This is a genomic window from Candidatus Binatia bacterium (assembly GCA_029243485.1).
Taxonomy (GTDB): domain Bacteria; phylum Desulfobacterota; class Binatia; order UBA12015; family UBA12015; genus VGTG01.
This window is the reverse complement of sequence record JAQWRY010000052.1, coordinates 145,385-157,199: the sequence shown is the minus strand read 5'-3', so window position 1 is coordinate 157,199 and position 11,815 is coordinate 145,385. Positions and strand designations below refer to the sequence as shown.

Below are 11,815 nucleotides of genomic sequence, written 5' to 3'. Positions count from 1 at the left end.
CCCGGGGTGAAGGAGGGGACCGGAATGCGGCTTTGCACCTACACGGCGCGCGGGGAGACCCGGCTCGGCGCGCTGCGCGGCGACGGCGAGGTCATCGACCTGAACCGGTCGTATCGCGCCCGGCTCGTGCGGCGCGGCGAGAGTCGAGCGGAGTCCGCGGCCGACGCGCTGGTGCCGGCGAGCATGCTCGACTTCCTCGGGGGTGGCGACGAATCGATGGGCGCCGCCCGGCACGCCGTGGCGCACGCCGAGGAGGTGGCCGAGGCAGAGCCTGATCGCGCCGTCGGCGACGGGCTGGTGGTGGACTGCGCCGAGCCCGGCTTCCGCTTGGAGGCGCCCGTCCCACGCCCCGGAACCGTTCTCGCCGTTGGCGTGAACTACAAGGATCACGCGGCGGAGGCCGGCTTCGAACTCCCGAAGTACCCCGCTCTGTTCAGCAAGGTGGCGAGCTGCATCGCCGGGCCTGAGGATGCGATCGTACGGCCGCGCGTGAGTGAACTCCTCGATTGGGAAGGCGAGCTTTGCTTCGTGATCGGCAAGCGCGCTCGACACGTGACGGCCAACGAAGCCCTCGACTACGTTGCCGGGTTCACGATCGGGAACGACGTCTCGGTGCGCGACTGGCAGTTCCATTCGCAGACGATGATGATGGGGAAGAGCTTCGACACTCACGGTCCGATCGGCCCGGCGATCGTCACACGCGATGAGGTGCCCGACTACCGCGATCTCGATCTCAAAACGCTCGTAAACGGAGAGGTGAAGCAGGACTCGAACACGCGTCACCTGATCTTCGGTGTCGAGGAGGTTCTCGAGTACGTGACCCAGGCCTTCACGCTTCATCCGGGAGATGTGGTGTTCACCGGCACTCCGAGCGGCATCGGCGGCTCTCGGCGGCCGCCCGAGTTCCTGAAGGCGGGGGACGTCGTGCGGGTCGAGATCAGTGGGCTCGGGGCGCTCGAGAACGCGGTCTTCGACGAGGGCTGAGCGTCTGGCTCTCGCTGCCGGCCACGAGGATCAGGCCGTCCGGCGAGGTTTCGACAGCGATTTCGCCGTTTCCGCGAATCTGAACCGCCAAGCATGTGAAGGTCACCGGTGCGTATGTCGCTAATCAGTTCGGTGACGAGCAACTCGATACGGTCAAGGAGTTCGAGCTCTGCATTCCGTCGACGACGGCGGTCTTGCCGTAGGGTCTAGTCGGGCCGTCCGGGCGGTCGTGGTTCGCGGATGTCGAGCACACGGACCGTCGGATTGCTCCATCCCAAGGTGGGCCCGTCGGGTGCGAACTCTTCGTAGGGGTACTCGAACAGCTCCTGGTACCGCTCGTGGCGCTGGTAGACGTAGTCGTTCTGGGTCGCGAGTCGGCTGCCGCGGGCGAACGTGTCGTAGACGAAGCTGCTGGTCGCGACGTGAGTGACGCCGCCGCGTCGTGCGGCATCGAGGTCCACGCTCGTCAGAGTCGCGAAGTCGGCCGGGGCGGCGGACGAGTACGGTTCTCGCAAGGTGCGGCCGGCGTTGGCCGCGATCCACGCGTCCGCGCGAGTGCGGGAATCGTCGCTGAGTCCCTCCACGATGTGCAACGAGCGCAGCGCCGGGAACGCGAGAACCGTGACCATCACGGCCGCGGGTAGCCAGCCGAAGGCACCGGGACGGACGCGGTCCTCCAGGGCTTGAAACGCGAGCGCGGTCCCCATCGCTACGGCCGGGAGAACCGGAAGGACGTAGCGAAGCGAGCCGGGGAGTGGCTTCAAGGGCGATAGCTCGGCGACCGCGTAGGCGAGCGCTCCGTAGAGAAACGAGACCCTCGCGGCGTTCGGAAGGTCCGCGCGCCGCCGCATCGCGATGACGAAGCCGGCTGCGGCGATGAGGAGCACGGGGGCCGTCAGCCCGGGGAGCAGGTTCCGGCCGAGGTGAAAGATGGCGCCGTTCGCAGTTGCGCCGACGTGGAGGTGATCGCCGCCGGCGAGGCGTCGGAGCTGGATCCATGGGCCGGTGAGAAGCTGCTGGGGATCGAGGAAGAGGGAGGCGTTCAATGCGGCGAAGACCAGAACGGCGATGCCCGCGACCGGTCCCATTTTCTTCATGTAGGCGCGGCGGTCGGGGACCGTGGCGACGAGCGGTGTGGCCGCGCAGAGCAGCACGAGAAGCACTCCTCCATAGTGGGAGGAGACGGCGAGCCCGATGATCACGCCGAGCGCGATTCGCCATGCAGTCTCCTCGCGTTCGAGAACTCGTACGAGGCAGCAGACGGCGGTCAGCCCGAAGAGCAGAACGAGCACGTCGGGCGCGAAGTAGTGCGCGGGAATCACGGCGAGCGGACTGACGGCGGCGACGGTCGCCCCGAAAAGTGCGTACTTCGACGGAACGGCTTCGCGGAGCAGTCGCCAGAGAAGCAGGACCGAGAAAGAGCCGAGCAGGGCCGAGAGAAGGCGACCGACGGATGCAATCCGGCTCGGGTCTTCGGCACGGGAGAGAGCTGCAGCGGCCCTACCGAGATGCTCGAGGAGCGCGGGGTCACTCCAGTCGCTGGCGCCGCCGGCGACGATTCGCACGAGGCGAGCCTCGTCGGGGTGGAACGTCGGGGGGAAGGCTCCCCCCGACAGATTCCATGCAAGCGACGCCACGCAGAGCGCGATGGCGGCGAGCCACTCGGTCGAAGGGATCTCGACCGCGCGAGCGCGAGGTCTTCGTTTCCTCGTCAGAGCTTCCCGTCTTGGACGTTCCAGGTGATGTCCCCGGAGCCGAGCTTGCCGACGGCGGTCTTGACGAACTTGCCGTCCTCCCAGCGGTAACGACGAAGCTGACCCTGATCCTCGGAGCCGACGTAGATCTCGAGGTTGCCGTCCTCGTCGAGGTCGGCGAGGAGCACCGGGTGCTCGAAGCCCGAGGAGTTCTCGTCGATCAGCGTCTTGGTCCAGCCATCGTCGCCCTGCTCGAAGAGCCACAGGCCCGAGCCGAGGCCGCCGGCGACCATGTCGATCTTGCCGTCGGCGTTGACGTCGCCCGAGGCGATCGCCCGCATCTGGCGGTCGGGCACCGTCGTCACGACCGTGCTCTCCCAGGCACCGTCCTTCATCCGGTATTCCTTGATCGTGACCGGACGGACCAGCTGGCCCTTCTTCATGGCGCCTTCCCAGACGATGTAGAGCTCCGACGGGCCCTCGGCGTCGGGGTTGGCGGCGAGGATCTCCTTTGCGTGCGTGTCGCCCGGGGCGTCGACGATGGACTTCGTCCACGAGCCGTCCTCCCCGCGCTTGTACATGCTGACCTCGCCCGGCTGCTCCTGGTCGAGCTTGTTCGGCTTGCTTGGCGTCGCGAATATCTCGAGTGCGCCGTCGCCATCGACGTCACCCAACTCGATCTCGTGCACGAAGGTGTTGGTCTGGGCGTCGATTTTCTCGACACGCCATTCCTCGTCGGGGTGGACGATGACGATCTCGCCCTGATCGTGCGTCGCGATGACGAGTTCGATCTGGCCGTCTCCGTCGACGTCGGCCATCTCGACATCACGCAGGCGATCGAACTTGCCGCCGAACGTGGGGTTCCAGTGGGTCTCTTCCTTCCACGCGCCGTCGGCGAACGTCCAGGTCTTGAGCATCGCCTTGTTCGCACCGATCGTCAGGATCGAGTCGCCGTACATCATCGCCTTGTGGAAGACGTTGCTGTCCGGGTCTTCGACGACCGAGGTCACCCAGCCGTCCGGTGTCTCCCGGACGATAGTGAGCTTGGCGGGGCCGGGGACCGGGCCCTTCGGGCCGTCGATGAACTGCGCTTGAGAGACCAGCAGAGCCGGGTAGGGGCCGCCGTCGAGCGCCTCGCGCCGCGGTTGCGGTGGGGGCGTCGTCGGCGGTGCTTTCGCGGCCGGCGGCTTGGGTGCCGGCTTAGCGGCAGCGGGTGCGGCCTTCTTCTCGGTCTTTGCAGGCTTCGGAGCCTCGCTCTGACAGGCCACGACCAGCGCCGTGGCGCAGCCGGCGAGGAGCACATTGCGGGCGAGATGCGCGATTTTCATCCCTCCATTCCAAGCAGAGGTCCCGAATACGGGCAAGCGCCGGGTAAGAGACGGAACGCAAGGTTGACACCGGCGCGTGTGCATTCAAATAGGAAGACCATGGGAATGAAGATCGTAGTCGATTACGACCGTTGTGAAGCCAATGCGGTCTGCATGCAGGTCTGCCCGGAAGTCTTCGAGGTGAAGGAGGACGACAACCTCTACATGTCGACCGAAACCCCCGACGAAAGCCTCCGCACCAAGGTCGAAGAGGCCGTCAGGCGCTGCCCCCGCCAAGCCATCGCCCTAGAAGAAACCTGACCAACGTCCCTCTCTCGGTGTTTGTGGAGGGGTTCGGCATGGCGTAGCTTCGGCGCGTCATGGAGAGGGAGCCGCTGGCACTGCACTGGAAGATTCTGATCGGGTTGGCGGCTGGGTTGGTCGTCGGGCTGGTCTTGAATGTCGTCGGTGGCTCGCTCGATGGCGCCGTGGGGGACGACGGGGTCGATCGCTGGCTGATCGACTTTTTCGTCGCGCTGAACGGCTTCGTTGGTGATCTGTTCCTCCGGGCGCTCCGGTTCATCGCGGTGCCCATCGTCCTGTTCTCGCTGATCGTCGGGGCCAGCAGTCTGAGCGATCTGTCGAAGATCGGGCGGATCGGGGGCAAAACCGTGGTGATCTACCTCGGCACGACCGCCCTCGCGATCAGTACAGGACTTCTCCTCGCGAACATCGTGCAGCCCGGCCACTTCGTGAGCGAAGCGGTGCGCAACCAGATGGCATCGCAGGGCACGGCCGAGGCGCTCGCCATGATGGAGAACGCCGCGGCGCCGAATCTCTGGCAGACGATGCTCGACATCGTGCCGCGGAATCCGGCGCGAGCGCTCGCCGACGGGAAGATGCTCCAGATCGTCTTCCTGGCACTCGCGATCGGTGTCGGTCTCACCCGCATCGCCCCCGAGAAGTCGAAACCGATCATCGCGTTCTTTGAAGGGATGACCGACGTGATCCTGCAGATCGTGCAGGCGATCATGCGGGTGGCGCCGTACGCAGTGTTTTCGCTACTCGTCGAGGTTCTCGCCACGATGGGTCTCGACGTCCTCGGCGCTCTCGTCGTCTACAGCTTCGTCGTGATCGGCGGTCTCGGGATCATGATGTTCATCGTCTACCCGACGATTCTGCGGCTGCTTTCCGGAATGTCTCCGGCAAAGTTCTTCCCGGCGATCGCGCCGGCGCAGCTGCTCGCGTTCTCGAGTTCGAGCTCGTCGGCGACGCTGCCTGTCACCCTCGAATGCGTCGAGGAGCGGCTAGGCGTGAAGGAGGAGATCACGAGCTTCGTGATCCCCCTGGGTGCGACGATCAACATGGACGGAACCGCGCTGTACCAGGGCGTCGCCGCCCTTTTCATTGCCCAGCTCTACGGCGTGGAGCTGAGTTTCTCGCAGCAGATCACCATCATTCTCACGGCGACGCTGGCTTCGATCGGAACGGCGGGTGTGCCCGGTGTGGGCCTCGTGATGCTGATCATCGTTCTGCAGAGTGTCGGGATGTCGCCCGAGATCATGGCGAGCGGCATCGCGATCATCTTCGGCGTCGATCGGCTCCTCGATATGTGCCGCACCGCTTGCAACGTGACGGGCGACTGCATGGTCGCAGCCGTCATCGATGCCAGCGAAGGCCGAAAGGCCTCGTAGCCGCCGAACCCGCCCGCCGAACTCAGCCGCCGAGGAGCGCGAGGTAGAACTCCGTCGCCTGCTCGACCTGTGAGATTTCCACGTACTCCCGCGCCGTGTGGGCGTTGTTGATGCTTCCGGGCCCGAACACCACGCCGGGAAGGTCGTGTTCTGCGAAGACGCCGGCATCGGTTCCGAAGGCGGCGATCGCCGGTGCGGTCGAAAGGCCGATGGCCGCGAGGGCTTCCTGACAGGCTCGAACGGGCGGGGATTCCGCGTCGGTTGCGAGGGCCGGTTTCTCGACGGAGGCTCCGGTGAGCTGGACCTTGTCGAGCCCCGCTTCGAGAAGGGCGGAACGGATCTCGGCGCTGAACGTCTCGATGGACTCGCCCGGCAGGAGGCGCCGATCGAGCTGTAGCCAGGCATCCGGTGGGACGACATTCGCGGCCTGTCCGCCCCCGATTAGGCCGACCGAGAGGGTCGCGGGTCCGAGCCGCGGGTCGACGCGCCTCTTGAGCTTCTTCGCGAGTTCGTCCAGCACCACCACCGCCTTGGCGATATCGACGATCGCGCTATGACCGAGCGTCGGGTCGGAGCTGTGACAGGCGACGCCCTCGGCTCGAAGCTCGGCGCGTCCGACCCCCTTGTGATGCGTGATGAGTTCCATGCCGGTCGGTTCGGTCGCAAGCGTCCAATCGGGTCGCCTCGTGCCCAGATGCTCGAGGACGTCGGCTACTCCCAGGCTGCCGCACTCCTCGTCGGCCTCTCCGACGAGGATCACGTTGCGGCGCAGGCGCCCCTCGGCGAGGAGCTTCTCGAGAGCGACGATCGCCGCGGCCATCCCCGCCTTGGTGTCGCACGAGCCGCGCCCGTAGAGACGGTTCCCCTCGATTCTGGGATCAAACGGATCGATCTCCATGCCTTCGACCGGCACGGTGTCCAGGTGGGAGGCGATCAACACGGTGTCGACCGCGCCTGCGACGCGCGCCTCGGCCACGACGCTCGCACGGTCTCCCTTCCCGATGACAATCGCGTCGAGGCCGATGCGCCGGAGCTGCGCTTCGATGTGCTCAGCGTAGCGGCGCTCCCCGGCGAGATCGGCCGGGACCCGGTCGCTGCGCATCGGGTTTACGGAGGGGATCGCGATGTAGTCTCTCAGGTGACGAATGCAGTCGGCTGGTCCTTTGCTCATTTCGCTTCTCCTGGGGACGACGCGGGAATCGGCGGCTTCGTCCCGGTTAGCCAGAGTATATCGTCGCGGTGCTTTCGCGCATCGAGCTTTTGCGCCACGGCCAGGCTGGCGAGATTGTCCGGGGATGTCGACCAACTCGGCGCCCGGCCAGAGGCCCGGGACGATCGGGGAGCAGAGCGGTTGGTGGGCCTCCTGCACCTATGGCTACCTCGATCATGTCGTCTCCGGGGGGCGCCGACGCCGGAGCCGCTCAGGGGTGGGCGTTCGCGAAGCGAAGCCGAACCTCATGGGCGGAGGCGCTGAGTCGACGCAGGCTGAACGCGATCTCGGCGGTGACGCAAAAAAGCAGGAGCAGCAACGCGAAGCGCCGGATGTTGATCGTGAACTCGGCCACCGGAAAGTGATGCCAGAAGAGCGGATCTCAGGGAAACGCGGGCCGGTTCTCAGTGGTCGTTGGAGGAACTCTCGTCGGAGCAAATGCCCGGCGAATCCGGCGTCACGGGGGTCCCCGGCACCGGTTGCGCCCGACGACACTCCGAGCCGGGCTGGCAGCGCCTAAACGCCCAGGGGGGCGTGAATCCGCCGCACGACCGGCCCTCGGCCGCGAAGGGGACGCAGGCGGAGCCTCCGGCCGCCGTGGGCCGGCACCAGCTCTGCGCCGGGCAGTCGGTGTCGTCGCCGCACGCGGCCTCCGCAACGCAGAGCCCCCCGGTGCATCCCTGGCCGACCCCGCAATCGAAGTCGGTCTCGCAGGCGGTACAGGTCGGCGTCCCGCTCGAGTCGAAGAACTCCGCCGTGCAGCCGCCGCAGTAGTTGGCAATGCAGGTCGCGTCGCCGCAGGACTCCAGTTGGCAGGGATCCACCACGCACGAGACCTCGTCGTTGCTCGTGCATCGACAATCGTCACCGCAGCACTCGGAGCGGGTTTCCAGGAACTCGAGTTCGTGAGGGGTGAGGGTGCTTGCCTCCCGCAGAAAGTCGCACGCGTTGACCTCGAACACATTCCGATCGCCCGCGCGTAACGCGACCACATACTCCTTCCGGGGGTGGAGAACGGCCCCGCATAAACCGCTGTCGATCGCGGTCACGATCTTCAGGATTCGGCCGCGAGGCAGGCAGCCCTTTAAGCTCTCCTTCACCTTGGCACGGTACGTCCGGGTCGTGCCGCCAGACGTGGCCACACCCCGTCGCCGGTGGATCCGGCGGACCTCGCGCCGCACGGTCACCCGAACGACGTGCTCGGCCGAGGCGTAGAGGTGTTCGATGCCCGGTCCGGGCAGGCACGTGCACGCCTCCGAGCGACGTGTCGGCGCCGCCAGCATCAGGAGGGCCAGAAGCATGGGAGCGATCCGGAGCATCTGGACTCTCTTTCTCTTCTTTCGGTCGCGGGTGGGCCGCGGCTGGTGGGATGGGGTTTTCGGGGAGGCGGTCGGTCTATCGCCCGCGTGCGGCGCGCGTCAAGATCAAGAGACCTACGCGGATCTGCCTATGGAACCTGGGGAAATCGTGGGCCGACCAGCGGCCGTCCGTGCTCGAAGCTCGACTCCGCCTTGCGCGAGGCTCCGCGAATCCCCAAGCACCGCTGGCCTTTTCGAACGAACGTTCGGCCTGAAGTGAAGGCTTGCCGGCTAGAGTCCCGGTCTCTTCCCTGATAGCCAGCCCGGGCGTGGAAGAGATCGCACAGGATTGGGTAAATCTGGGTTGCTCACTCCGATGCCATGTCCACATAATTGATGCTTACGAGTGATGCCGGTCGAACCCCATAGTGGGAGTTGGGCACGGCAGAAGACGAGAAGGACATTTAATGAATCTGTTTGGCGAGAAGCACCTTGTGCCCCGCAGTGTCGCGGCCGCAGTTCTCATGGCTGGGTTCGTCTGCATGAGCGTTCTGCCCGCTGCGGCGCAGCCGTCGGCCGATTGGCGCGATTATCACTACATCGCACTGAACGAGATGGATCTCGGGGCGAACAACAATCTGCGCGGAAACTACGCGGTCCTGAATCCGGGCGGCGACATCACCGTGCAGAATGGTGCGGTCCAGCTCTCCGGCTCGTCGACGAGGTACATCGTGGCCGACACGATCACGATGGCGGGCAACGCTTCTGTCGTCGATGTCTACTACAACACCGCGCTGAATCTTGCGCCGACTTCGGAGATCCGCGGCGCCAAGCATCCGGGACAGCCGTTCCCGCTGGTGATCGGCAACCTCCCGCCGATCCCGCCGGCCGTTTTCGACAACTGCACACTCTCGGCCTCGAAGTTAGTGGTCCCGGTCGACGGGGCCGCCACGGTCGATGCTGGCTGTCACGGTGAGCTCGAGGCCAAGAAGGGCTCGACGGTCACGCTCTCGGGCGGCGTCTACAACTTCAAGAGCTGGGACATCAAGGACCAGGTCAACATCACGGCTACGGCTCCTTCGACGATCTACATTCGACAGAACCTTCGGACGCAGCAGAATACGAATATCCAGCCGAACTCCGGAAATCCGGATGACCTCGCGTTCTTCGTCGGCGCGGACAGCAACAAGAAGTCCACGATTCAGGGCTTCAACCTGTTCATCGGTACCCTGATCGATACGAACGACAGCGAGCTGAACATCCGCAAGCAGACCGTCGTGGTCGGCACCGTTGCCGCCATCAAGGTCAAGATACGCAGCATCCACGAAGATCGGATCCCGGCCTGCGGCGACGATCTGGTGGATGCCGGTGAGACGTGTGACCCGCCGGGAGATTTCTTCCCGCCGACCGGCAACGTCTGCCGCGGGGACTGCACGTTCTGTGGCGACAACATCCAACAGGCCGGCGAGTTCTGCGACGACGGCAATGCGAACAATCTCGATTCCTGCCGCAACGATTGCACGTTCTGCGGCGACGGTCAGGTCCAGGCGCAGTTCGGCGAGTTCTGCGACGACGGGAACAACGATAACAACGATGCGTGCAGCAATACTTGTACACCGACCCCGCTCTGCGGAGACGGCGTCGTTCAATCTCCTGAGCAGTGCGACGACGGGAACCTCGTCAACACGGATTCCTGCCGCAACAACTGCACCTTCCCTGAGTGTGGCGACGGCATCGTCGATCCGCTCGAGGCGTGCGACGACGGGAATGCGAACAATAACGATTCCTGCCGCAACGATTGCACGTTCTGCGGCGACGACGTCGTGCAGGCGCAGCACGGCGAGCAGTGCGACGACGGCAACAACAGCAATGCCGACGCCTGCGACAACAACTGCCAATTCACGAGCTGCGGCGACGGTGTGGTTCAGCTGCCCGAGGCCTGTGACGATGGGAACAACAACAACAACGATTCCTGCCGGAACGACTGCACGTTCTGCGGCGACGGGGCGATCCAGCCGCCCGAGTTCTGCGACGACGGGAACAGCAACAACAACGACGCCTGCCGCAACGACTGCACCACGCAGCCGGCTTGTGGCAACGGCGTAGTCGAGGGCACCGAGTTCTGCGACGACGGCAACAGCAATGACACGGACTCCTGCCGCAACGACTGCACCGCCTGTGGTGATGAGGTTCTGCAGGCCGGTGAGACGTGTGATGACGGCAACGATGTCGACACCGACAGCTGTCGCAATAGCTGCACGTTCTGTGGCGATGCCGTTCAGCAGGCCGGGGAGTTCTGCGACGACGGCGACGGCAACAACAATGACTCCTGCCGTACCGATTGCACGGCCTGTGGCGACGGCGCCGTTCAGGTCGGCTTTGGCGAGCAGTGCGATGATGGCAACACCAACAATGCCGATGCCTGTCGGAACGACTGTACCCCAGTTTCGGAAGAGTGCGGCAACGGTATCGTCGAGACCGGCGAGTTCTGCGATGACGGTGATGCCAACAACTTCAATGCCTGTCGCAATGACTGCACGGCTTGTGGGGACGCAGTCGTCCAGTCGGGCGAAAGCTGCGACGATGGCAACAACGTCAACGATGACAGTTGTCGCAACGACTGCAGCTTCTGTGGCGACGGTCTGACCCAGTCCGGAGAGACCTGTGATCCTCCGGGTGGTCTCGTTGGGCCGATTCCGAGCGAATGTCGCGGCTCCTGCGACTTCTGCGGCGACGGCATCACCCAGATCGTTCTCGGTGAGACCTGTGACGATGGCAACAACAACGACCTCGATTCCTGCGGCAACTCCTGCCTGCCGGGCGTCGTGATCCAGTCGTGCGGCAATGGCATTCTGGACGCGGGTGAGACCTGCGACGACGGCAACAAGATCGATACGGACGGTTGTCGGAACAGCTGCAACTTCTGCGGTGACGGCGAAGACCAGCCGGGTGAGGAGTGCGACGATGGCAATACCGTCGACGACGATTCGTGTTCCAACTCCTGCGAGCTCCCGTTCTGTGGCGATGGCAACATCGACCCGGGCGAGAACTGTGACGGCAGCGATGGTTGCCGCGACGACTGCACCCAATGCGGCGATGGTGAGCTGCAGCTCGAAGAGCAGTGTGACGACGGCAACAGCAACAACGGCGACTCCTGCCGGAACGATTGCACGTCGCCGCTGTGTGGTGACGGCAACCTAGACGACGGTGAGACCTGCGACGACGGGAACGCGGTGAACACCGATGCCTGCCGGAACGACTGCAACTACTGCGGTGACGGCGAGGTGCAGTTCGGCGAGAACTGCGATGATGGGAACGACGACAACACGGATTCCTGTCGAAACGATTGTACGTTCTGCGGTGACGGTGAAGTCCAGACGCAGTTCGGCGAGACGTGTGACGATGGGAACGATGATGACTTCGACGCCTGTCTCACGAGCTGTCTGCCGCCCGCGTCGCCGCCTGCGCCGGAAGACGACCTGATCTGCCCCAAGCGCCCTTGGGGCAAGAAGAGTGGTTTCATCGGAAACATCCCGAACCGGGGCTCCGGTGTGCCGAGCATGAGATTGCCGATACCGAGACTGTCGGGCGGCTGATCGAAAGAGGGGCGACGGGAAACCGTCGCCCC

Annotated in this window: 9 protein-coding genes; 4 read left to right on the top strand and 5 right to left on the bottom strand. The window is 64.9% G+C overall.

Features of this window, described 5'->3' with window-relative positions; translation table 11 throughout:
• Positions 1 to 24 precede the first annotated feature (24 nt).
• Entirely contained in the window at positions 25 to 984 is a 960-nt protein-coding gene (locus P8R42_14755) for a fumarylacetoacetate hydrolase family protein (GenBank protein ID MDG2305873.1), read from the top strand.
• Positions 985 to 1,190: 206 nt separating this feature from the next.
• On the opposite strand, the gene P8R42_14750 is transcribed toward P8R42_14755, so the two are convergent.
• Together P8R42_14750 and P8R42_14745 are read right to left on the bottom strand one after the other, a co-directional pair.
• Positions 1,191 to 2,549 (bottom strand): glycosyltransferase family 39 protein, encoded by a 1,359-nt coding sequence (locus P8R42_14750; protein ID MDG2305872.1) that lies wholly within the window; start codon positions 2,547 to 2,549, stop codon positions 1,191 to 1,193.
• A 146-nt stretch (positions 2,550 to 2,695) separates the two neighbouring features.
• Positions 2,696 to 4,006, bottom strand: a complete 1,311-nt coding sequence (locus P8R42_14745; GenBank protein ID MDG2305871.1) for a VCBS repeat-containing protein — start codon at positions 4,004 to 4,006, stop codon at positions 2,696 to 2,698.
• Between the two features lie 105 nt (positions 4,007 to 4,111).
• On the opposite strand from P8R42_14745, the gene P8R42_14740 reads away from it, so the two are divergent.
• Together P8R42_14740 and P8R42_14735 are read left to right on the top strand one after the other, a co-directional pair.
• The gene (locus tag P8R42_14740) at positions 4,112 to 4,306 is read left to right on the top strand and encodes a ferredoxin (protein MDG2305870.1); all 195 of its coding nucleotides are present in this window, start codon (positions 4,112 to 4,114) and stop codon (positions 4,304 to 4,306) included.
• A gap of 59 nt (positions 4,307 to 4,365) precedes the next feature.
• Positions 4,366 to 5,679, top strand: a complete 1,314-nt coding sequence (locus P8R42_14735) for a dicarboxylate/amino acid:cation symporter (protein ID MDG2305869.1) — start codon at positions 4,366 to 4,368, stop codon at positions 5,677 to 5,679.
• Positions 5,680 to 5,701: 22 nt separating this feature from the next.
• Here the strand turns inward: P8R42_14735 and P8R42_14730 are convergent, their stop codons facing one another.
• The 3 genes from P8R42_14730 to P8R42_14720 all read right to left on the bottom strand — a co-directional run bounded on the left by P8R42_14730 (position 5,702) and on the right by P8R42_14720 (position 8,208).
• The gene (locus P8R42_14730) at positions 5,702 to 6,850 is read right to left on the bottom strand and encodes a M20/M25/M40 family metallo-hydrolase (protein ID MDG2305868.1); all 1,149 of its coding nucleotides are present in this window, start codon (positions 6,848 to 6,850) and stop codon (positions 5,702 to 5,704) included.
• Between the two features lie 250 nt (positions 6,851 to 7,100).
• Positions 7,101 to 7,244, bottom strand: a complete 144-nt coding sequence (locus tag P8R42_14725; protein ID MDG2305867.1) for a hypothetical protein — start codon at positions 7,242 to 7,244, stop codon at positions 7,101 to 7,103.
• A gap of 49 nt (positions 7,245 to 7,293) precedes the next feature.
• The gene (locus tag P8R42_14720) at positions 7,294 to 8,208 is read right to left on the bottom strand and encodes a hypothetical protein (GenBank protein MDG2305866.1); all 915 of its coding nucleotides are present in this window, start codon (positions 8,206 to 8,208) and stop codon (positions 7,294 to 7,296) included.
• A 446-nt stretch (positions 8,209 to 8,654) separates the two neighbouring features.
• Here P8R42_14720 and P8R42_14715 point away from each other — a divergent pair, with 446 nt between their 5' ends.
• Entirely contained in the window at positions 8,655 to 11,783 is a 3,129-nt protein-coding gene (locus P8R42_14715) for a DUF4215 domain-containing protein (GenBank protein MDG2305865.1), read from the top strand.
• The last annotated feature ends 32 nt before the right edge of the window (positions 11,784 to 11,815 follow it).